18 protein-coding genes are annotated in these 19935 nt (G+C 55.6%); 6 read left to right on the top strand and 12 right to left on the bottom strand.

Features of this window, described 5'->3' with window-relative positions:
* The 3 genes from PEL01S_RS33110 to PEL01S_RS34745 form a co-directional block, all read right to left on the bottom strand.
* Positions 1-980 (bottom strand): sugar ABC transporter ATP-binding protein (locus tag PEL01S_RS33110; RefSeq protein ID WP_164824362.1); only part of this gene is annotated, 980 nt, incomplete at its 3' end.
* A 74-nt stretch (positions 981-1054) separates the two neighbouring features.
* Entirely contained in the window at positions 1055-2149 is a 1095-nt protein-coding gene (locus PEL01S_RS33115) for a sugar ABC transporter substrate-binding protein (RefSeq protein ID WP_108535196.1), read from the bottom strand.
* Between the two features lie 340 nt (positions 2150-2489).
* Positions 2490-2645 (bottom strand): hypothetical protein, encoded by a 156-nt coding sequence (locus PEL01S_RS34745; RefSeq protein WP_164824363.1) that lies wholly within the window; start codon positions 2643-2645, stop codon positions 2490-2492.
* Positions 2646-2810: 165 nt separating this feature from the next.
* On the opposite strand from PEL01S_RS34745, the gene PEL01S_RS33120 reads away from it, so the two are divergent.
* Both PEL01S_RS33120 and PEL01S_RS33125 read left to right on the top strand, forming a co-directional pair.
* Positions 2811-3752 (top strand): protease complex subunit PrcB family protein, encoded by a 942-nt coding sequence (locus PEL01S_RS33120; protein ID WP_127463214.1) that lies wholly within the window; start codon positions 2811-2813, stop codon positions 3750-3752.
* Positions 3753-3949: 197 nt separating this feature from the next.
* Positions 3950-4741 carry an alpha/beta fold hydrolase gene (locus tag PEL01S_RS33125; protein ID WP_063178383.1) on the top strand — a complete coding sequence of 264 codons (792 nt, stop codon included), beginning with the start codon at positions 3950-3952 and terminating at the stop codon, positions 4739-4741.
* 82 nt (positions 4742-4823) lie between these two features.
* On the opposite strand, the gene pyk is transcribed toward PEL01S_RS33125, so the two are convergent.
* Positions 4824-6251: a pyruvate kinase gene (pyk, locus tag PEL01S_RS33130; protein ID WP_127463215.1), complete on the bottom strand. Its 1428-nt coding sequence runs from the start codon at positions 6249-6251 to the stop codon at positions 4824-4826.
* 177 nt (positions 6252-6428) lie between these two features.
* On the opposite strand from pyk, the gene PEL01S_RS33135 reads away from it, so the two are divergent.
* From PEL01S_RS33135 to PEL01S_RS33145, 3 genes are all read left to right on the top strand, one after another.
* Entirely contained in the window at positions 6429-7211 is a 783-nt protein-coding gene (locus PEL01S_RS33135; protein WP_127463216.1) for a helix-turn-helix transcriptional regulator, read from the top strand.
* A gap of 117 nt (positions 7212-7328) precedes the next feature.
* Entirely contained in the window at positions 7329-8552 is a 1224-nt protein-coding gene (locus tag PEL01S_RS33140) for an FAD-dependent monooxygenase (RefSeq protein WP_127463217.1), read from the top strand.
* Between the two features lie 138 nt (positions 8553-8690).
* Complete coding sequence (locus tag PEL01S_RS33145; RefSeq protein ID WP_063178390.1) at positions 8691-9125, top strand: thiol-disulfide oxidoreductase DCC family protein; 435 nt, start codon at positions 8691-8693, stop codon at positions 9123-9125.
* Positions 9126-9151: 26 nt separating this feature from the next.
* Here the strand turns inward: PEL01S_RS33145 and PEL01S_RS33150 are convergent, their stop codons facing one another.
* Positions 9152-9985: a helix-turn-helix domain-containing protein gene (locus PEL01S_RS33150; RefSeq protein WP_063178392.1), complete on the bottom strand. Its 834-nt coding sequence runs from the start codon at positions 9983-9985 to the stop codon at positions 9152-9154.
* A gap of 125 nt (positions 9986-10110) precedes the next feature.
* Here PEL01S_RS33150 and PEL01S_RS33155 point away from each other — a divergent pair, with 125 nt between their 5' ends.
* Positions 10111-11127, top strand: a complete 1017-nt coding sequence (locus PEL01S_RS33155; RefSeq protein WP_063178394.1) for a Gfo/Idh/MocA family protein — start codon at positions 10111-10113, stop codon at positions 11125-11127.
* A gap of 59 nt (positions 11128-11186) precedes the next feature.
* Here PEL01S_RS33155 and PEL01S_RS33160 read toward each other — a convergent pair whose 3' ends face one another.
* The 7 genes from PEL01S_RS33160 to PEL01S_RS33190 form a co-directional block, all read right to left on the bottom strand.
* A complete protein-coding gene (locus PEL01S_RS33160) occupies positions 11187-12101 on the bottom strand; it encodes an alpha/beta hydrolase (RefSeq protein ID WP_063178396.1) in 915 nt (304 codons plus the stop codon).
* A 134-nt stretch (positions 12102-12235) separates the two neighbouring features.
* Positions 12236-13480: an ABC transporter permease gene (locus PEL01S_RS33165; RefSeq protein WP_063178398.1), complete on the bottom strand. Its 1245-nt coding sequence runs from the start codon at positions 13478-13480 to the stop codon at positions 12236-12238.
* On the bottom strand, positions 13477-14226 hold the full coding sequence (locus PEL01S_RS33170; RefSeq protein WP_063178400.1) for an ABC transporter ATP-binding protein: 750 nt from the start codon (positions 14224-14226) through the stop codon (positions 13477-13479). Before PEL01S_RS33170 ends, PEL01S_RS33165 begins: the two co-directional genes overlap by 4 nt.
* An 86-nt stretch (positions 14227-14312) precedes the next feature.
* Positions 14313-15095 (bottom strand): formate/nitrite transporter family protein, encoded by a 783-nt coding sequence (locus PEL01S_RS33175; protein WP_063178402.1) that lies wholly within the window; start codon positions 15093-15095, stop codon positions 14313-14315.
* 59 nt (positions 15096-15154) lie between these two features.
* Positions 15155-15493, bottom strand: a complete 339-nt coding sequence (gene nirD / locus PEL01S_RS33180) for a nitrite reductase small subunit NirD (RefSeq protein WP_127463218.1) — start codon at positions 15491-15493, stop codon at positions 15155-15157.
* 35 nt (positions 15494-15528) lie between these two features.
* On the bottom strand, positions 15529-17961 hold the full coding sequence (nirB, locus tag PEL01S_RS33185) for a nitrite reductase large subunit NirB (RefSeq protein WP_127463219.1): 2433 nt from the start codon (positions 17959-17961) through the stop codon (positions 15529-15531).
* Positions 17962-18200: 239 nt separating this feature from the next.
* Positions 18201-19457 (bottom strand): APC family permease, encoded by a 1257-nt coding sequence (locus PEL01S_RS33190; RefSeq protein ID WP_127463220.1) that lies wholly within the window; start codon positions 19455-19457, stop codon positions 18201-18203.
* Positions 19458-19935 lie beyond the last annotated feature (478 nt).

Genomic DNA, 19935 nt, shown 5'->3' on the forward strand with positions numbered 1-19935 from the left:
GGGGCGCGGAGCTTCAGCCCGCGGCCGTGCAGCCGCAGCTCGCCCGCGTCCAGCGGGTCTGCGCCGAACAGAAGGCGCGACAGCTCCGTTTTGCCCGCGCCGACCAGTCCGACGACGCCGACGATTTCGCCGCGGCGCACCGTCAGATCGACGCCGCGCACCTTGGTGCCGCTGGTCAAGCCGCGCGCTTCGAGCAGCGGCTCGCCGATGGCGACCTCGGCCTTCGGGAACTCCTCCTCGAACGGCTTGCCGAGCATCTCTTCGACGACGGCTTGCGCGTCTGTGCTCGCCGCCGTTTTCGTCGAGATGCGCTGCCCGTCCCGCATGACGGTGACCCGGTCACTGATGCGAAACACTTCGCCGAGCCGGTGCGAGATGAAGATGCAGCCGACGCCATCGGCCTTCAGCCGGTTCATGATGCGGAAGAGCTGTTCAGCTTCTTCGCCGGAGAGCGGGGCGGTCGGCTCGTCGAAGATGATAAACTTCGCCTTTTGCGCCAGCGCCCGGCCGATCAGCACCAGCTGCTTTTGGGCGATGGAGAGCTCGCCGGCCTGCTGCCGGACGTCCAGTCCGGTCAAGCCGATATCGGTCAGCACGCGGGAAGCCTCCTGCTGCAGATTGCTCCAATCGATCCAGCCGCGCCCGGCGGTGAGCCGGTCCAGCATGATGTTTTCCGCGACAGTCAGCCTTGGAACAAGCGCCGTATCGACCTCCTGATACACGCATTGGATGCCGCTGCGGATGGCGTCGAGCGGACCGCCGATCGACAGCGCGGCCCCGTCGATCAGGATGCTGCCCTCATCGGGCCGGTAAGCGCCGGACAGCACCTTCATCAGCGTGCTTTTTCCGGCTCCGTTCGCGCCGAGCAGCGCATGAATTTCGCCGCCGCGAACCTCGAAATCGACTTGATGCAGCGCCCGGACGCCGGGGAACGATTTGGATATGCCTTTCATTTCTAATCGGGCTGCGGAAATGGTCATCGGGATAGTCTCACGCTCCTTCAACGGAAAATCCCACCGGCTCCGCAGCGGGTGGGATTAGGTTTTTCAGATGATTACTTGGCCGCCGGTTTCTCGGCTTTTTTCAACCAATCGGTGTAGCCTTGCTGGCTGTTGCCCCAACCTTTCACGTGCTCGCTCAGCTGAGCGGTCGAGATCTGCTGCTGCGGCAGCTGGTCGCGGGAGACGAATGCCGGGTCGAGAACGACGTTATCCGGCGTTTGGTCGCCGTGAAGCTTTTGGTACAGGTAACGAACCTGAATGCGGCCGATATCCTTCGGATCGACGGCGGCGGAAGCGACCCACGGGCTCTTTTGATCCTGGATCATTTGCAGGTCCTCGTCGCTCATATCGATGCCGTATACTTTAATTTCCGTGCGTCCCGCTTGCTGAATGGCACGCGACGCGCCTTTGGCGAACTCGTCCCAAGCGGCCCATACGGCGGAGATATCGCCTTTGTTCGGGTATTTCTTCAGGATCGCTTCCATTTGCGCTTGCGTATCCAGTGCGGTGTTCTGCGAAGCGGCGCCAAAAGCGGCGATTTCCTTAATGTCCTTGTTTTTGTCCTGGAATTCTTTATAAGCGACTTGACGGCGTTCCATCGGGGCGAAGCCCGCAACCCAGATTTTGACGATACTGCCTTTGCCGCCGATGTCTTTCGCCAGCTTGTCCAGCGTCATTTCGGCCATCTTGGCATCGCCCTGCTCCAGCACGGTCACGCCCGGAACCTTCAGATCGGCGTCGAAGGCGACGACCGGGATTTTCTTCTCCAGCGCCCGCTTCACACCTGCTTCAAGCGCTGCCGCGGTTCCGTGGTCGATCAGGATGCCGTCGACCTTCTGGTTGATGGCGGCGTCAAGGTTCGAGGCCATCTTGGCAAGGTCGCCGTCGGCCGGAGTGACGGTTACTTTGCCGCCGAGCTTCTCGACCTGCTCCTTCACGCCTTCGATATACTGCGCGGAGAAGGTACCGAGGTTGATTTGCATAATAAGCGCGATCTTTTTATTCGCGAGCGGGTTGTCCGCGCTGCTTCCCGCTTGGGCGTTCGTTCCGCCTTGCTCCGAAGCCTGCGGTTTCGTGCCGCAAGCGACCATGCTGATCGAAAGCACGAAGATGAGTACCAGCAGGACGCTTTTTCTCCAATGTGACATGACGATAAGTTCCTCCCCCGAATGGCTGTAATTATATAATTCCAATGGAATTAGTAGGTGATAAATACTTTACCATTCTTATTCATAAACGGTCAATATGTAGGGGAATATTTTTAGAGACGATCCTTCAAAAATCTACAAAATACGACAATTCGAATCATTTCCCTCATAGTAGCACAGACCTCTCCGGTTGGGAACGGGGAAAATGGGCGTTTCCCGAATATTTATCCGTCAACATAAGAAAAAACATAAAAAAACTCCGCCATCGGATGATGAAACGGAGGAGGTTAGCGGTTATTGTACGGATTCGTACCAGGATCAGGAAGGAATGCGCCCGCTTTCAACGAAGCAAAAACGACACGGCGACGATCGCAACCGAGACGTAATGCAGCAGATCGAGCCACGGCTTCCTCGGACGCAGCAAAAGCCGGAACGTCATGTATGCGGAACGGATGACGATCAGAAACAAGGCGATTTGCACGAGTGCTACGGGCATGCCGGCTCCCTCCCGGTTCATAATGGTATCTATCACAGCTTATGCGCCGTTTTTCGGAACATGCCTCGGATAGGCGCTGCCGCATCGGCTTTCCTGCAACATTTGGCAGGCCCCGTCCGTTTAGTAAGTAACTCCGGAGTAAACAGCGAAAGGTGGTTCTTGATTATGATGAAAAAAACAGTGGTACTCCTGTCGGCGGCAGCGCTGTTCGGCAGCTTGGCGGCCAGTTCGGCTTTGGCATTCAACGATTTGAGCGCCGATCAGAAGGAACCGATCATGGCATTGAAGCAGCGCGGAATCGTCGGCGGGGTGGACGGCGAGCATTTCGTCCCAACGGGCAAAGCCAGCTATGCGCAAACCGTTCATATGCTGGTCAAAGGGCTGAATTTGAATATGGACACGATGCGTTTCATTAAGAAGCCCGAAGCCTCGGATTATTATACGAACGTGCCGAATAACGCGTGGTACGCCGAATCGTTCGTGATCGCCCAATTGAACGGGCTGCCGATTCCGAAGAATGTCGATCCGAACGGCACGATTACCCGCGAGCAGTACGCGGATCTGCTAATCCACGCGATTGATACGAAAGGGATGTACCCTGTGATCGAAATGTTCATCACTTTCGCTGATCAGGACGAGATCGATCCGAAGGTGAGCAACAGCGTGCAGCGGATGGTGCTGCACAAGCTGATCACATTGGGAGAGGATGCGAAGTTTTATCCGAAGCGGGAGCTAACCCGCGGCGAAGCGGCCGTCTGGCTGCATAGCGCGATCAAGTTCGTCGAATCGCATGCGAATGCGCAAAAGCCGGCGCCGAAGGAAGACGTTAAAGTGACGGTGGAAAAAGTGAACGACGACGTGAACAAAGTCGTGTTGTCCCGCGGCGAGAAGCCAACGGGCGGCTACGGTATCGCGATTAGCGGCATCCGGTTCGAAGCGGACGGCCGGGCGGTCATTACGTACACCGTGACCGATCCGAAGCCGGACAGCATGAACATCCAGGCGATTACTGAGCCGACGGCGGAAACGTACGTATCGTCCAAATATAAACCGGTAGCCGAGCCTGCTGCCGCGACGAGCGTCAGCCCGGCCAATCCGCAATCTTAACCGGCTGAACGCCGCAAGAAAGGAAGGAGCCGGATGTCCGCCAATCTCCAGGGAGGGAGCGGACATTCGGTTCTTTTTTGTGCTGCCGTTTATTTTGGCACCGCTCCGGATTCAAGGCGGAAATTCCCGGGTAAAACGGGTATAATACCCTTAAAAGCTATCTATCGATAGTATGCGAAAAAAAGGAGTGGTTCACCATGGACAAGCGGTATGCGGATGTAAACGGCACGAGGCTGGCCTATATCGACCGGGGACAAGGAACCCCTGTCATTTTGCTTCACGGCTTTTGCGGGAGCTCGGCTTATTATGACGAAGTCGCGCCGCTGCTCGAAGGCCGCTGCCGGTTGATTATACCGGATCTGCGCGGGCACGGCGCTTCCGATGCCCCTGAGGGGACATATACGATGGAGGCGATAGCAGACGATATCGCCGCGCTAATCGACCGGCTGAATATCGGACGTCCGGTCGTGCTCGGCCATTCGCTGGGCGGGTACGTGACGCTTGCGCTGGCCGAGAAGCACGAAGACAAGCTGCTCGCCTTCGGCTTGCTTCATTCGACCGCGTTTCCGGACGATGAGAAGGGCAAGGAAGGCCGGCTGAAGGCGATGGAGACGATCCGGGAGCAAGGGCTGCCGGTGTTTATCGAAGGATTGATCCCGAAGCTGTTCGCTCCGGCCCATCTGGAGACAATGCCGGAGGCGGTGCGCAAAGCGAAGGAAATCGGGCTGGGTACAAGCCCGGAAGGCGCGGTTCGTACGCTGGAAGGAATGCGGCAGCGGCCGGACCGCAACGCCGTATTGTCCGCTGCGCAGGTGCCGGTGCTGCTCGTCGCCGGAACGGGCGATCAGATCATTCCGCCGCAGCGTACGTTCTCCGTCAACAAGGAGGCTTTTCAGCGCAGCCAGATCGACGGGGCCGGACATATGAGCATGATGGAAGCGCCGGGGGAGCTGGCGCAGGCGGTCCTTGCGTTTACGGCGAAGCTTTAATCGAGCTAAAAAAAGGGATGACGGCGGCCGTCGTCAGGCAGAGCCTGGACGCGCGGACGCTAGTCATCCCTTTGCGTTTAGTTTAATGCATCAAATCGGACACATGCTGGATCTTGATGAGGTTGGTCGTGCCCGTGCTTCCGAGAGGCACCCCGGCCGTTATAACGACCAGATCGTTGGCTTCCAGCAAGCCTTCTTTTACTCCGCGGCTGACGACGGAGGAGAACAGCTCGTCCGTCGAGCTGACCTGTTCACCCAGGATCGGGACGACGCCCCATACCAGATTCAAATTCCGCATGACCGTCTCGTTCGGCGTGATCGCTATGATCGGAGCGTCAGGACGATATTTGGACACCATACGGGCGGTGAAGCCGGTCGCGGTGGAGGTCAGAATCGCCTTGGCATTCAGATCGTCGGCCGACCCGACGACAGCTTGGCTGATCGCCTCGGTCACGCTGCTGCGGACCAGCACGTGGCCCAGCTTGCGCTTACGGTATTCCGGCGACGATTCGCTCTGCTCGGCAATGCGCGCCATCGTGGCGACCGACTCGACCGGGTATTTGCCCGAGGCCGTTTCCCCGGACAGCATCACGGCGTCGGAGCCGTCAAACACGGCGTTGGCGACGTCGCTCGCTTCCGCGCGGGTCGGGCGGGGATTGTTCTGCATCGAGTCGAGCATATGCGTCGCCGTAATGACCGGCTTGCCCGCCCGGTTGCACTTTTGGATCATCTGCTTTTGAATAATAGGCACGTCTTCAACCGGAATTTCCACGCCCAAATCCCCGCGCGCCACCATCAAGCCGTCCGAAGCTTCCAGAATTTCGTCCAGATTATCGACGCCTTCCATGTTTTCGATTTTCGAAATGATTTGAATGTCAGGCGCCCCGTACTGCTCCAGAAGGTGCCGCACTTCCAGCACGTCTGCCGCTTTGCGGACGAACGACATGGCGATCATGTCGATGCCTTCCCGCACCCCGAAACGGATGTGCTCGATATCCCGCTCCGTCACACCGGGCAGCGAGGTGCTTACGCCGGGAAGGTTGACGCCTTTGCGCGCCTTCAGGACACCGCCGTTCAAGATCCGGCAGCGGATTTCCGTGTCCGCGATTTCTTCCACCTTCAGCTCAATCAGCCCGTCGTCGATCAGGATGGACGTGCCGACGGACACATCCTTCGGGAGGTCCGAGTACGATACAGGAATGCGCTGCCCGTCCCCGAGAATCGGTTCGGTCGTCAGCACGACCTGCTCGTTTTGCTTCAACGTGTACGAGGCGTCAACCAGCTTGCCGGTGCGGATTTCGGGGCCTTTGATATCGATCATAATGGCAATGGGCCGGTTCAGCTCTTTCCCGGCTTGCCGGATATTTGCAATGCGGCTGCTGTGCTCGGCCGGCTCGCCGTGGGCAAAGTTCAGCCGGGCGACGTTCATTCCCGCCTCAATCAGCTTTTTCAACTGCTCCACCGTCTCGCAGGACGGGCCGATCGTACATACAATTTTCGTTTTTCGCATAGGTCTCATTCTCCTTCGGCTTGTCCGGACATCCGAGATTCCGTCATCTCCGAATTTTCCGGGCAGGTGCATGATGTCTGTAATGTACGTATTGTAACGAAAAAATTGCTGTTGCACTATGAAATATAGTACACTTTTTGTAAAATAGTTTGATCATCTTGTGAAGGAGGTTCGGGAATGATTCGACTCATGGCTTCGGCCCACGATTTGGGGCACGGGTGGAACATCGCCTTCGAGGACAGCCCCCAAGCCTATTCGCTTCATGCCGTGGCCTACGGGAAATGCTGCTATTGGGTCCGTCACGAGAAGATCGTGATGGAAAAAGGCGACGTGCTGTTTGTGCCGCGCGACGTGCCGTTTTACGCCAAGAGTATTCCGACCGTCGCTCACGAGAAATACCGCGTCGAGTTTACCGCAGAGCCGGAAGAGGGCTGGCTGCCGGTACTGAACGAAGCTGGCCCGGTTGTGTTTAAACCGAGAAATATGGACCTGCTGCTGCGGCTGATGAAGAAACTGCATGCGCAATGGACGGACCGGCCAGATTATTACCAGGTGAAATGTCTGAGCCTTTTGCTCGATCTATTGGCCGAGTTCAATCGGGACTATGACGCCTTCCGCAGGCCGGATGTCAAGAGCGCGCAGACCGCTCAGATGAAAAAGTATGTTCAAGAGCATTACCGGGAAAAAGTGACGAAGGAAGAGCTCGGCCGGTTCATCGGCAAAAGTCCAGCTTACGCGGCGACGATCTTCAAGGAAACGACCGGGCAAACGATCGGGGAATACGTCCATGCGCTGCGGATCGAAGCGTCCAAATATTTGCTCCGGCATTCGGAGCTGACGATAGGCGATATCGCCGATCATCTGGGCTACTGCGACCAGTCGTACTTTCAACGCACCTTCAAACGGATCACGGGCGAGAAGCCTTCCCTCTACATGAACGAACGGGAAAAGAAACGGTAAACGGCAGCTCTCCGTTGACGCAAGTTCAGAGAGCGGAGTATACTGAAAATACAAGAGTGAGTGCTCACTCATTACAAATTTGAAGTCACGATCTTCGCACAAACGGAGGCGATAACGATGGTTCATCGCGTGATGGAAAAAGACGTTTGTATTGCGGGAGGCGGCCCGGCGGGACTCATTCTCGGCATGCTGTTGGCCAAGGCCGGCGTCGATGTCGTTGTGCTGGAAAGTCATGACAACTTTGACCGCGAATATCGCGGGGAGGTGCTTCAGCCGCGTTTTCTGCAGCTGCTGGAGCAGGTGAATTTGCGGAGCTATATCGAATCGTTCCCTTCGTCGAAGGTGCGCAAGGGCGCTCTGTATTACAAAGATAAGCGGCTCGGCGAGTTCAGCTTCGATAACATCTCCGAGGAAATCCCTTACGCGCTCTGGATGCCGCAGCCTATTCTGCTGCAGGCGCTTTACGACAAAGCGAAGTCGTTGCCTTCCTTCGAACTGCTGTTTCACGCAGCAGTGAAGGAACTGCGCTATGAGGGGGAGCGGGTAACCGGAGTCGTCGCCCAGACGCCCGAAGGGACGCTGGAGGTACGCGCCCGCGTTACGGTTGGAGCGGACGGCCGCTTTTCGGCAGTCAGCCGGCTTGGCGGGTTTGAGATGGAATATGAGCACCTCGCGGGCGATCTGATCTGGTTCACGATCCCGAAGCCCGACGATTGGGGCGACGAACTGCGGCTTAAAATAACCGACGGTTACGGCTACATCATTTTGCCGAAATACCCAAATTGTCTTCAGGTCGGTGTCGCCGTTCCGTTAGGCGAATGGAAGGCGATCCGGGAGCACGGCATCGAGCCGTTCCGCCAAGAGCTGCTGGCTGCGCATCCGGCATTTCGCGAATTTGCCGAAGCGCTGACCGATTTTAAGCCGTTTGTGCTTCTGCAGGTCAAGGATTTTTACGTCAAGCAGTGGGCTAAGGACGGCTGCCTGCTCATCGGAGACGCGGCCCATTGCGCTTCGCCCGTCGGCGCGGTCGGTGTATCGTTATCCGTCACCACAGCCGTGATTGCGGCTGATGTCATTTACGACGCGCTCCAGGACGGCGACGTGTCTGCGGATCGTCTCGGACGCGTTCAAGCGCTGCGGGACAGCGAAATTCGCTCGGTCCACAAAATGCAAGCGCGTGCGGCGAGGATGTTTTTTACCTCGACCCCGTTTATTCGAACGTTTGCGCCGGTGGTTATCTCCTTGGTTACGCGTACGAAGCTGTTGGCTGCGGTTCAACGCAGGGTGCTGAGCCTGTCCGGCAAGGTGCCGATACATGAGCGGTTTACTTTTCAAGACTAAAATTTAGATAAAGTTTCACTCGCCACCGGTCCCGGAACGCATAAGTCGTCTCCCGGGACCGGTCTTTTTTGAGCGCCAAAAGAGGACGTATGGTGTACAATACAATAAAGAAAGGTTGCGGAAGGGGGCGGAACGGCAATGAGGAAGAGTTCGCACAAGGATACGGAAGCGGAGTGGTATCCGCTAGTGTTTTACGACGGAGTGTGCGGATTTTGCCAACGGGTCGTGCAGTTCATTATTCCCCGCGATCGAAGCGCCGCCTTCCGGTTCGTCGCTATCCAATCCGAGACTGGAAGCCGCCTGCTGCGGCGGTACGGGCTCGATCCAGCCGAGCTGAACACGTTCGTGCTGCTTGAGCAGGGACGGGTGTACACGCGCTCGACTGCGGGACTCCGGGTGCTTCGCCGGTTGGACGGAGCGTGGCCGTTGCTATATGCGTTTATCGTGGTCCCGCGGCCGCTGCGGGATGTGGTTTATCGCTGGATCGCAGCGAACCGGTACCGCTTTTTCGGCAAAAGCGATTCCTGCATGCTGCCGCCCCCGGAAGTGCGGGAGCGGTTTCTCGATACGTGAGGGCATGCTGTGTCTCCCCGTCTCGCCTACCGGTTGCGGTACTGCCCGGGGGGAACCCCGACAAGCCGCTTGAACATGCGGATAAAGTGAGAATAATCGTTGAAGCCCGAGCCTTCGCAGGCGGCGGTAACATTATGCCCCTCCTGAAGCAGCTTTTTGGCGCGGGCAATCCGTTTGAGCAAAATATATTCGTGAATCGTGCTCCCCGTATGCTTGCGGAAGAGACGGCTGAGATAATAGCGGTTCATATAAAATTGCCGCTCCAGCGCTTCCAGCGTCAAATCGTGCTCCAGATGCCCGTCGATATATTCGAGCAGCGGCCCCAGCTTTTCGTGCGTAACGGCCGGGCTGTAGCCGGTGCCCGAGCGATGGTCGCGGAACGCCTGATTGACCAGTACGAGCAGCTCGATCATGCACGCGGTCAGCAGCAGATCGGCTCCGTCCCGGGGCTCGGAAAGCAAGAGCTCGGCCTTCTTGAACAAAGCGAGCGCGGCATCCAGCCGAGAGCCGCTGAGCGTAATCCGATTGGCCTCCCCTTGCGGCCGGTTGACGAAGCAATCGAGCAGAGGGAAGTCCGAGACCAGCGCCAAACTGGCGGCGATGGAAGGATCGAAATGGATGACGACATTTTCATACGGCGCATTCGATCGAAAGGTCGGCTTATGCAGCTCCCGGTTGTTCAAAATCAGCATGTCGCCATAGCTGAGCGGGTATACGTTTTTATCGATTAGATAGTGCACGTCACCGGCGATAAAAAAGTAAATCTCGAACCGGTCGTGAAGATGAAAATCGAATTTTGGAGGCGTTTCCATCCAGCGATGGGTAAAGTCGAAATACTTGTTTTTTCCGTGAATATACATGGCTGTTTTCCTCTGTCGGGTAAAAGTCAAAAAAAGCAATAAATGTAGCAATCGATGCAAGGAAGTTGTATTTATTATACGTCATGATGGAGATATTCTACCACTGAAGAAACTAGGTGAACCTTGTGAAACGTTTAGGTACGGCTCTGATCGGCTGCGGCGCCATTGCTGCCGTTCATTTGCAAGCGATCGCCAAGCTCGAATTGGCCGATTTGAAGGCGGTTGTCGATACGGACGAAACGGTCGGGCGGCGAACCGCGCAGCAGTACGGCTGCGATTATTACGCAGATTACCGCGACATGCTGAAGCGCAGCGATATCGACGTCATTCACGTATGCACGGGCCATTATCTGCATGCTCCCATGGCGGTCGACGCGCTGGCGGCAGGCAAGCATGTGCTGACGGAGAAGCCGATGGCCGAGAACAAGGCGTCGGCGCGCACGATGCTGGAGGCGGCAGCGAAGTATACGAGTGTGCAGCTCGGCGTCATTTTTCAGAACCGGTACAATCCCGCTTCGGTCCGCATGAAGCAAGCGGTCGATTCGGGCGAGCTCGGCAAGCTGCTCTGCATGAAAGGCATCGTGACCTGGCACCGCAGTCCGCAGTATTACGAGACCGAATGGAAGGGACGCTGGGCGACGGAGGGCGGAGGCGTGCTCATCAACCAAGCGATTCATACGCTCGATTTGCTGCAGTGGTTCGGCGGCGAGGTAGAGAGCATCAAGGGCTCGATTTCGACGGATGCGCTCGAAGGCGTCATCGAAGTCGAGGATTCGGCGCATGCCCATCTGGTGTTCGCGAGCGGGACAACGGCGGTGTTTTATGCGACGAATGCGTACGGCGTCAACTCTCCGGTGGAGGTGGAGCTGGTGTTCGAGCAAGGCCGTCTGCATTTGCTGGGCGACACTTTGTATCTGCACCGGAACGGCACATCGGCGGTTCTGAGTGAGCCGGTACCGAACGACCTTGGGGCAAAATCGTACTGGGGCGTCAGCCACGGCTACCAAATCCGCGATTTTTACGAGCATGTGCTGGAGGGAAGGCCTTACGTGCTGAACGGACCCGAGGGCTACAAAGCGCTCAGGCTCGTGACGGACATTTACGAATCGTCCCGCAGCGGACAGCGGATTCGCTATACTTAACAAATCGAAAAACGAGCCTCCGGCGCATAAAAGCACCGTGGCTCGTTTTTTTCTACATTTTACAATTTTTCCAAGAAAGCCGTCACTCTCTGCACATATTCCGCTTTGAGCGGCGGGTAGTTCTTGGCATGTCCTTCCGCCTCTGTCGTCCACAGCTCGAATTTATCCTTGTGCTTCTCCCACATCGACTCGCTGTTACTGTAGGGAATCGAAGGGTCTTTCGTGCTGTGGATGAACAGCACCGGCCGCGGGTAAATGCGGTCGACCGCCGCGAGTCCGTCGACCTGATCCGTATCGACCCCGATCATCGGGGGCAAAATGCTCAAGATCAGCGGCGTAAAAGGGAAGTTGGGCAAATTCGACCAAACGGGCAAATTGTCCTTCAAATAGCGGGTCAAATGATTAAACGGACTATCCGCTACGACGCCGAGAACAGACGGCTCTTCCGCTGCGGCAAGCAGCGAAGTGCTGGCTCCCATCGAGAAGCCGAGCAGCGCCAGCTTGCCCGGATGGTTTTTGTTCATCCAATCGATGGCGCCGAGCAGATCGTGCTTTTCATAGTAGCCGATCGAAGTCATGCTGCCTTCGGACTCCCCGGCGTTGCGAAAATCAAACATTAGCACGCTGTAGCCTCGGTCGGTCAGCTCTTTCGCTAATGACAACGCTTCGGCGCTTTTTTGCAATCGATTGTTCTTGTACCCGTGGGCCATAATGATGTTCGGTTTGACGGCTGCGCCTTCTCCCTCCGTCACTTTGCCCGGCAAGTACCAGCCTTTCAAGGTCAGTCCGCCTTCGCGGCTCGGAAATTGCACGTTTTCGTAGGCGAGCCCGAGGCGTTCCGGCGAATCATCCAGAGCCTTCGGCACAGGGTGGGATAGCTTCCATCCCACATAAACCGAGATTCCTATGCAAGCGATCACCGCTACAGCCAGCAGTCCGAGGACGATTCGCAGCCATAACGGGCTCCTCGACATGCTTCTTCGCCTTCGGGGCGCTCTCGATATCGCAGGGGTTGGTTTCATAGGTCGCGTTCCTTTCTTTATCCAAAAACGGTCTGATTCTAAAAGCAATCCCCATTATACGACAGGATCGGATAGGGGGACAGGGTTTATTTCTTTTTTGCGGCTTTCTTCGCACGCATGGTCCATCTGGCGTACCCGTAAGACAGTGCGAGCCCGGCGCACAGCGTGACTAGAGCGTATCCAGGATGGGACATCGCCCACAGCAGAGGCACGCCAAGCAGAAGCAGACAAGCGGCATGAATGCGAAAACGGACGGTCGCTGCCGAACGCATGCGCAATTCCGGTGGAAGCGGGTAGATGTACGACCAATCGGAGTGACGGTACGCTTTTTGCAGCTCTTTAAGCTGGAGCATCGTTAGTCCCGCAAACAGGGCGAACAAGAAAACGGCAAGTGCATCGCCACGGGTCCAGGCAATTAGTAAGAAGCCGAGCACCGTCAATCGCATCGTAATTCCGCCCAACTCGGAGCGAAGCCATACCAGTGTAAACAAGTAACGGTAAGTATGAGCCGAATCGTACCCGAAGCCTCCCAGCCCCCGGAGAAGCTTCATCGGTGCGCGAATCGGCGTCGGACGGTTCGGAATGTCCGCCACATCGATAAAATAGTTCAGAAGCCTGAAAATCCGCGCCCGCTGTTTTTGCTCCGTTTCGGCGAGCCTTAGCCAGTTCAAGATTCGTTTGCCGCCCATGAGCCGTAGCGCCCCGAGGTAAACCAGCAGCACGGCTGAGACGGCCAACGTCCCCGTCCATAGCGGCAGGCGGAGCAGAAGCAGCGCCGCTGCGGCGGCAACGATCCAACGAAGCGCTGACCATAGAAGGATCGGCAACCGCTCCGTCAGCTTTAGCTCCAGCCATGCGCCATGGATCAGCACGCGTTTCGCGAGAACCGCCATGATCAGCACGTGAGCGAATTGAATGAGGCTGCCGCCGGCCGCCATGGCATCCATCGGCCAAGCCGCCATCCACACGGCAAGCAGCAGGAACGACTGTATCCAGAATGACCGCATCACCGCCCGATGCATATAAACCGACAGCTTCGTTTCCATCGGAAGCAAGTAGATGAAGTCCGCGTTCCTTATGTAAGTCCGTACCGGAGATAAAGCCAGGAAGGGCAGGAGCACGAGCGCTGCGGTCTCGCGAAACGGAAAATCCGGCGGCGCCTCGCCCAGTAACCGGGTATAAAAGTATCCTCCGGCCAGCATAATCAAAATCGCCGCGTAAGAGAAGCTTTGCAGCGCATACCCGGCATAGGGGCGTACTTCCCGCCAAAACTCCGAAGTTCGTTTGCTCCACAGTGCTAAAATATCGGAAGGCAGCTCGTGTTTGCTCATCGCAGCGTCACGTCCCGGGTTACCAGGCTGCAGAACAAGTCGTCGAGCGATGCGCCGGGCATATCCGCTTGCTCCCGCAGCGCTTCCACGTCCCCTTCAGCCGTCAGCCGGCCTTGATGGAGCAGAAGAAAACGGTCGCCGTACCGTTCGATCGTAGACAGTATATGCGAGCTGATCAGAATGGCTCCGCCGCTTTCTTTGACACGGACCATCAACTCCAATAGCGCCCGGATGCCGAGCGGGTCGAGGCCGAGAAACGGCTCGTCGATAATATATAACGCAGGCCGCACAAGAAAGGCGCTCATGATCATGACTTTCTGCTTCATCCCTTTGGACAAATGAGCCGATAAACGGTTCCAGTTGGCGGTCATTTGGAATTCGTCCAGCAGGGCGGCGGCGCGCTCCTCGAAGGCGTCTTTAGGGATGCCGTAAGCCATCGCGGCCATTTCGAGATGCTCTTTCACCGTCAACTCTTCGTATAATAGCGGGTTTTCCGGTACGTAGGCATACGTCTGCCGATAGGCTGTCGGGTCTTGCTCCACGGATCTGCCGTTGAGCAGTATTTGACCGCTGTGCGGCTGCATCAGGCCGAGGATGTGCTTGATCGTCGTGCTTTTGCCGGCTCCGTTCAATCCGATCAGGCCGACCATCTCTCCCGGACGAACCGAAAACGACAGCTCGTGCAGAACCGGCTTTTTGCGGCTGTATCCGCCGGTCAGCTTTTCTACCTTCAATAAAGGCTGCATGTCCATTCACCTCATCGCTATTGTACCTTGTTTTCCCCGGAAAAGAAAAAATGCCGCAATCGCGGCAAATTTTTTCTTGTCTTCATTTAAAGTTTGCTTCGCACGGGAGAGATGAACCAGTAAGCCATCCCGACGAAAATGCCGCCGCCGACGATGTTGCCGAGCGTGACCGGAATCATATTGTTAAGCCAACCGCCAATCGAGATCGTTTCCGGATGCTGCGGCAGCAAATAGGCCAAACTAAGGAGCGTCATGTTGGCTACGCTATGCTCGTAGCCGCTGGCGATAAAGGCATACAGACACCACCAGATGAGTACCAGCTTGGCGATATCTTCCTTCGCCCTTCCCGCCATCCATAAAGCCAGACAGACGAGCCAGTTACACAGAATGCCGCGGAAGAACGATTCCCAGAACGGAAGCGCCATTTTTTTGGCCGCAGCGGCGAAGATCAGATGCTCCGGGGCTGCCGTTTTGAAAAGACCGGTACCAACGATCAGCAAGGAAAGGATTACGGCCCCGGCCAAGTTCCCGAGGAACACGATCACCCAGTTTTTCAGCGTATCGCCTACCGTCGTTCGGCGGGCAAGTGTGCTCATTGTAAAAAACATATTATTTCCGGTAAACAGCTCCGAGCCTGCGAAGACGACAAGCGTCAGCGCCAGACCGAAGGACATCCCCATCACCATGGGCTGGAAAGGGGACTTTGCAGCCGCGGCCGGAGCTCCGACGGAGAAGATCAATATGATGCCCAGCCCGACGTACGCCCCGGCCAGCAAAGCGGACACTACATAGCGGGCGAGATTCTCGTTCATTTTTTCTTTCTTTTTTACAGCCGCTTCAACGATTGCTTCTACGCTTGATGTAAACATACGGTGGTCCTCCCCGGCTACTCTTCTGCGTTGTATAAAAGTCGGTCAAGCTTTCCGCCTCAGACGGTTTGGATTGCAGGTGCAGCGAGGTAAACCTGACCGCCTTCCACTTTTGCCGGAAACGTCAGCACCTGTCCTTGATCGGGAAGCTGTACGAGCCCCGTAGTCAAATCGATTTTCCAGTCATGAAGCGGGTCGTACAGGTAATGCCCTGATACGATCCCTTCTGTGAGCGGTCCGCCTTTCGGATGCGGACTGCGATTTTCCAGCGCATAGACTCCTCCGTCCGAAGTGCGGAACACGGCGATTTCCCATTCGCGCCAGTTCACGGTGCGTCCGATTTGCGGCAAAAACTGATCAAGCGTCCCGATCGGATAAAAAGTTTCCTGCTCTTTCATATATTCCATACTCCTTCCCATATCCAAGGTTTAGTTTATTGGGCTGCCGGCTCCAGGTTTTGGAACAAAGCCGTGCGCGTATCCGTATCGTTCAGCATTTTGGTCCACGGATCTTTTACCTGCGCCAATGCGAATTCGATCCGTTCCACTAACGCTTTGCGATTTTCCATATCGTCAACGACCGCCTTGCGGATCGTTTCCAGGCCCACGCGTTCCACCCATTCCGAAGTTCGCTCCAGATATTTTCCGGTCTCCCGGTAATGCTGGATGATGGCCGCACACAGCTCGATCAGTTCCTCATCGGTTTTTACTTTGCAGAGCGAATCGGCCAAACGCGCTTTAATTCCGCCGTTGCCGCCAATGAACAGCTCCCATCCGCCGTCATTGCCGACAATGCCTATATCTTTGGTGCACGCTTCGGCACAGTTTCGAGGGCATCCGTTCACGGCCATTTTGAATTTGGCGGGCAGATCCAGACGCTCGAATTTGCGTTCGAGGAATGCGCCCATGCTCATCGAATCCTGGGTACCGAAGCGGCAAAATTGCGCGCCGACGCAGGTTTTAACGGTCCGCAGCGATTTCGCGTAGGCATAGCCCGAAGGCATCCCCAGCTCTTCCCAAACTTTGGGTACATCTTCTTTTTTCACGCCGATCAGATCCAGCCGCTGGCCGCCGGTTACTTTAACGACCTTCACATCGTACTTCAGCGAAACGTCGGCGATTTTCTTCAAATCCTCCGGCGTCGTAACACCGCCGTACATCCGCGGAACGACGGTAAAGGTGCCGTCTTTCTGAATGTTGGCGCTCATGCGTTCGTTTACGAAGCGCGATTCCTTTTCATCCTGGAATGTATCCGGATAAATCATGCCCAAATAGTAGTTCAACGCAGGGCGGCACTTCGAGCAGCCTTCCGGCTGGTTCCAGTCCAGTACATGCATAATTTCTTTCGTTGAGGTCAATCCTTTAGCTCGGATCTCGGCGACAATTTCATCCCGGCCGAGAGTTGTGCAGCCACAGATGCCTTGCTTGACGGCAGCTTTGAAGCCGTCGCCAAGAACATGCTGCAGAATTTGCTCAACGACCGGCTTACAGCCGCCGCAAGACCGCGTTGCGCCCGTGCAGGCTTTAATTTCGTCGACCGTCGTCAATCCTTGCTCCGTAATGGCGTCGACAATCGTCTTTTTGGTTACGCCGTTACAGCCGCACACGATTTCCTCATCAGCCATGGCTTCTACCGAAGCCGCGCCTTTCGCTCCACCGCCACAGCAGCCGGTACCCATGAGCGAGTCGTAAATTTCGTCGGTCATCACGGTTTTTTGCTTGATCAGCTTTTGCAGATTGGCCGATTCCGTAATATCGCCGAAAAGCACCGCGCCTACCATCACATTTTGTTTCAGCAATATTTTTTTGTACGTTTGCTTCCATTCATCTTTATGGGCAATGACGACATGCTCCGGATCTTCGATAAATTCGCCTGTGGAGAACACGTCCACACCCGATATTTTCAGCTTCGTCGATGCGACGGAGCCTTCATAAGGGAGCGTATCCACGCCGCACAGATGCTTGGCAAGCACCATACCTTGTTCAAAAAGCGGGGCAACCAGTCCGTAACAAACGCCGCGGTGTTCGTTGCATTCGCCAACCGCATAAACGTCCGGCATGGAAGTTTGCATGTAGTCGTCTACCACGATACCGCGCTTTGTCCATATTCCGCTTGCTTGCGCCACGGCTACATTCGGCTTGATGCCTACGGCCATGACGACGAACTCTGCCTCCAGCACCGTATTGTCGGCAAACCGCAGCCCGGCGACACGTTCTTCCCCAAACAGTTCTACCGTCTTTGCGCCCATTTTAAATTTGATGCCTTGACGCTCAAGCTCCGCCTTCAGCATCGATGCCGCCTGATGATCCAACTGACGCTCCATCAGATCTTCCATTAGATGAACGACGGTTACGTCCATGCCGAGATGAACAAGACCTTTGGCTGCTTCAAGGCCAAGCAGTCCTCCGCCGATGACGGCTGCCTTCTTGTAAGACTTGGCTGCCTCGAGCATTTGCTGGCAGTCCGAAATATCCCGGAAGCCGATCACGCCTTGCTTGTCGGCGCCGGGGATAGGCAGAACGAACGGATTCGAGCCCGTCGCGATAATGACTTTATCATACGGAACACGCTCTCCATTTTCCGTTACGATCTCATGAGCCGCTTGATCGATATAAGAAACCGTCGTTCCGGTATGAAGCGTAATGCCGTTTTCTTTGTACCAATCCCATCCATTTAATACAATATCGTCGAATGTTTTACTGCCTTCCAGCACATAGGAGAGCAGAATACGATTATAGTTAGGGTGCGGTTCACTGCCAAAAACGGTAATATCGAAGCGCGTTGTCAATTTCAAAATTTGTTCCACGGTACTGATGCCAGCCATTCCGTTTCCGATAACGACAAGTTTCTCTTTATTGAGGGTCATTGTCCGGCCTCCTCGAAAGCTTTGAATTTTTCTTGTGTATAAGGAAAGTATACAGGGAAGGCAACGAAAAATTAGTGATTTTTTTCACAACTATGCGATATTTATCACAGAGGAGCATCAAATGTGACAAGTTTAGTACACAACTGCAAGTATGCCTCATGATCTTCGCTGCCAAAATGCGAAAAAGACCGCCGAATTTTCGGCTAACTTAGCCGGAAGGGCGATCTTTTTTCATATCGTTATGGCGAATTCACGGCCGAACCTTTGCGTCGATATCGCAAATACAGCAGGCAGCTCGTAGCCACGACGGCCGGTACGGCCAAGTACTGCATCGAAAAGGGTGCAATCGCCAGACAAAGCGCTGACGATGTCAATGCAGCCAAACGTCCCGTCTTGTCGCTCCACAACAGCTTAACGCAGGCAAACGAAGCTACAATATATACGAGAATCCCGAGCGTGGTGGGCACCAAAATTAAGCGGTCCACGGAAAACGAAGCCGCATAGCTGAAAGCCAGCGTCAACGTATTGGTCACAAACAGAAAGAACACCGAACGGTAGGGCGTCCCGCTATTGCTCGTTTTCGCAAACCATGGCGGCAGCTTTCCTTCGACGGCCAGCGCATACCCGAGGCGGGAAGAGCTGGCGAGGTACACGTTCAGCGTGCCGAGACAGACGATACAGGCTACAACCACGGTTGCCAGCCCCGCGTTTAATCCGAGCGCCCGGTTCATCAGCGCGGCCAGCGGCGCTTCGGTCCCAATGTCTCCGTACGTATGCGTTCCAATCGTCACCGCGGATAACAGCGTATAGACGGCGCCGATAATAAAAACGCTGGCCCATGTACAGCGCATCACGTCCCGCTGCGGGTTGCGGAACTCCGGTACGAGATGGGTGATGCTTTCCCAGCCGAAGAACGCCCAAAAAATAAGCACGCACGCTTGCCCGACCCCAGTCAATCCGTGAGGAGCGAAAGGGCGGAAGTGGACCGCCTCCATGGCCGGAAGGCTGAAGGCAATTGTCAGCACCAGCAGAACGAGCACGATCCCGCTTAACCCCAGCGATACGAGTCCGCTGATGCGCATCCCGAGCAGGTTGGCAGCGAGCGCCACTACAAGAAATAGAAAGGCGAAGCCATACAGCCATTCGCCTGCCAGTCCGAAAACCGTAACAATATAAGAAGCGCCGGTTAATCCGACCACGGCTTGTCCCGTCGCGACCCAAGCAAAAAAGAACCAGCCGACGACGGCCCCGGACCGTTCTCCGAACGCCTGCTGCACGATCGTTGCGATCCCGCCGTAGTTTTCGTATTTCAGCGCAAGTCTGGCAAACGTGTAGGCAATCGGAACGCTTAATAAGGAAAGCAGGAGCCAAGAGATAATGGCCGCCGGCCCGGCGGCGTCCGACGTGTATCCCGGCAAAATCAGAATGCCCGATCCCAGAACCGCCCCCATATATAGAGCCACGCCTTGCGCCATCGTAATTGTTCGTTTCGTCATCCGCACCCCCCGCTTCTTAATCTTTATCTTCTTTAAATAGATTAACATGAAAGAGGATATTTTTGAGAGCTCTTGCGCATAAGACAGCAATTATGTTATAGTGTCATTCCGGCCGTTTGAGCCGGTCACAAGTTTCACGTAGATTAAGTGCAAAAGCTGATAAAATTTGGACTTGCATCTCCTCCGTGAAATGTGGTAAAGTTACTTTCGCTGTCTTATGCAGCACTTGATTACAACTTCTGCGCTTGCGGGTTCGTCCCCTGGAATGGAAAAATAAAGTGCTTGCCAAACAGACAGCAAATGTGATAGAGTAATGAACGTTGTCTCGAAAGCCTTGCTTAATTGAAACGGCTGAATGGCCTGAAAAAATTAACAGTTGCAATCAGACAGATGATGTGGTAAGTTAGTCTTCCGGCTGTTTGGAACAAACGGTTCGGAGGCATACTAAAACCAAATTGCCCTTTGAAAACTGAACATC

Source organism: Paenibacillus elgii NBRC 100335, assembly GCF_004000865.1.
GTDB lineage: Bacteria > Bacillota > Bacilli > Paenibacillales > NBRC-103111 > Paenibacillus_G > Paenibacillus_G elgii.

What these genes read in the sequence shown, in the direction of transcription:
- PEL01S_RS33190 (WP_127463220.1), bottom strand. Translation starts at nt 19,457, where the DNA reads ATGACGAAACGAACAATTACGATGGCGCAAGGCGTGGCTCTATATATG.
- PEL01S_RS33160 (WP_063178396.1), bottom strand. Translation starts at nt 12,101, where the DNA reads ATGTCGAGGAGCCCGTTATGGCTGCGAATCGTCCTCGGACTGCTGGCT.
- PEL01S_RS33135 (WP_127463216.1), top strand. Translation starts at nt 6,429, where the DNA reads ATGATTCGACTCATGGCTTCGGCCCACGATTTGGGGCACGGGTGGAAC.
- PEL01S_RS33150 (WP_063178392.1), bottom strand. Translation starts at nt 9,985, where the DNA reads ATGTATATTCACGGAAAAAACAAGTATTTCGACTTTACCCATCGCTGG.
- PEL01S_RS33145 (WP_063178390.1), top strand. Translation starts at nt 8,691, where the DNA reads ATGAGGAAGAGTTCGCACAAGGATACGGAAGCGGAGTGGTATCCGCTA.
- PEL01S_RS33120 (WP_127463214.1), top strand. Translation starts at nt 2,811, where the DNA reads ATGATGAAAAAAACAGTGGTACTCCTGTCGGCGGCAGCGCTGTTCGGC.
- PEL01S_RS33125 (WP_063178383.1), top strand. Translation starts at nt 3,950, where the DNA reads ATGGACAAGCGGTATGCGGATGTAAACGGCACGAGGCTGGCCTATATC.
- PEL01S_RS34745 (WP_164824363.1), bottom strand. Translation starts at nt 2,645, where the DNA reads ATGCCCGTAGCACTCGTGCAAATCGCCTTGTTTCTGATCGTCATCCGT.
- PEL01S_RS33175 (WP_063178402.1), bottom strand. Translation starts at nt 15,095, where the DNA reads ATGTTTACATCAAGCGTAGAAGCAATCGTTGAAGCGGCTGTAAAAAAG.
- nirD (WP_127463218.1), bottom strand. Translation starts at nt 15,493, where the DNA reads ATGAAAGAGCAGGAAACTTTTTATCCGATCGGGACGCTTGATCAGTTT.
- PEL01S_RS33140 (WP_127463217.1), top strand. Translation starts at nt 7,329, where the DNA reads ATGGTTCATCGCGTGATGGAAAAAGACGTTTGTATTGCGGGAGGCGGC.
- nirB (WP_127463219.1), bottom strand. Translation starts at nt 17,961, where the DNA reads ATGACCCTCAATAAAGAGAAACTTGTCGTTATCGGAAACGGAATGGCT.
- PEL01S_RS33115 (WP_108535196.1), bottom strand. Translation starts at nt 2,149, where the DNA reads ATGTCACATTGGAGAAAAAGCGTCCTGCTGGTACTCATCTTCGTGCTT.
- PEL01S_RS33170 (WP_063178400.1), bottom strand. Translation starts at nt 14,226, where the DNA reads ATGCAGCCTTTATTGAAGGTAGAAAAGCTGACCGGCGGATACAGCCGC.
- pyk (WP_127463215.1), bottom strand. Translation starts at nt 6,251, where the DNA reads ATGCGAAAAACGAAAATTGTATGTACGATCGGCCCGTCCTGCGAGACG.
- PEL01S_RS33165 (WP_063178398.1), bottom strand. Translation starts at nt 13,480, where the DNA reads ATGAGCAAACACGAGCTGCCTTCCGATATTTTAGCACTGTGGAGCAAA.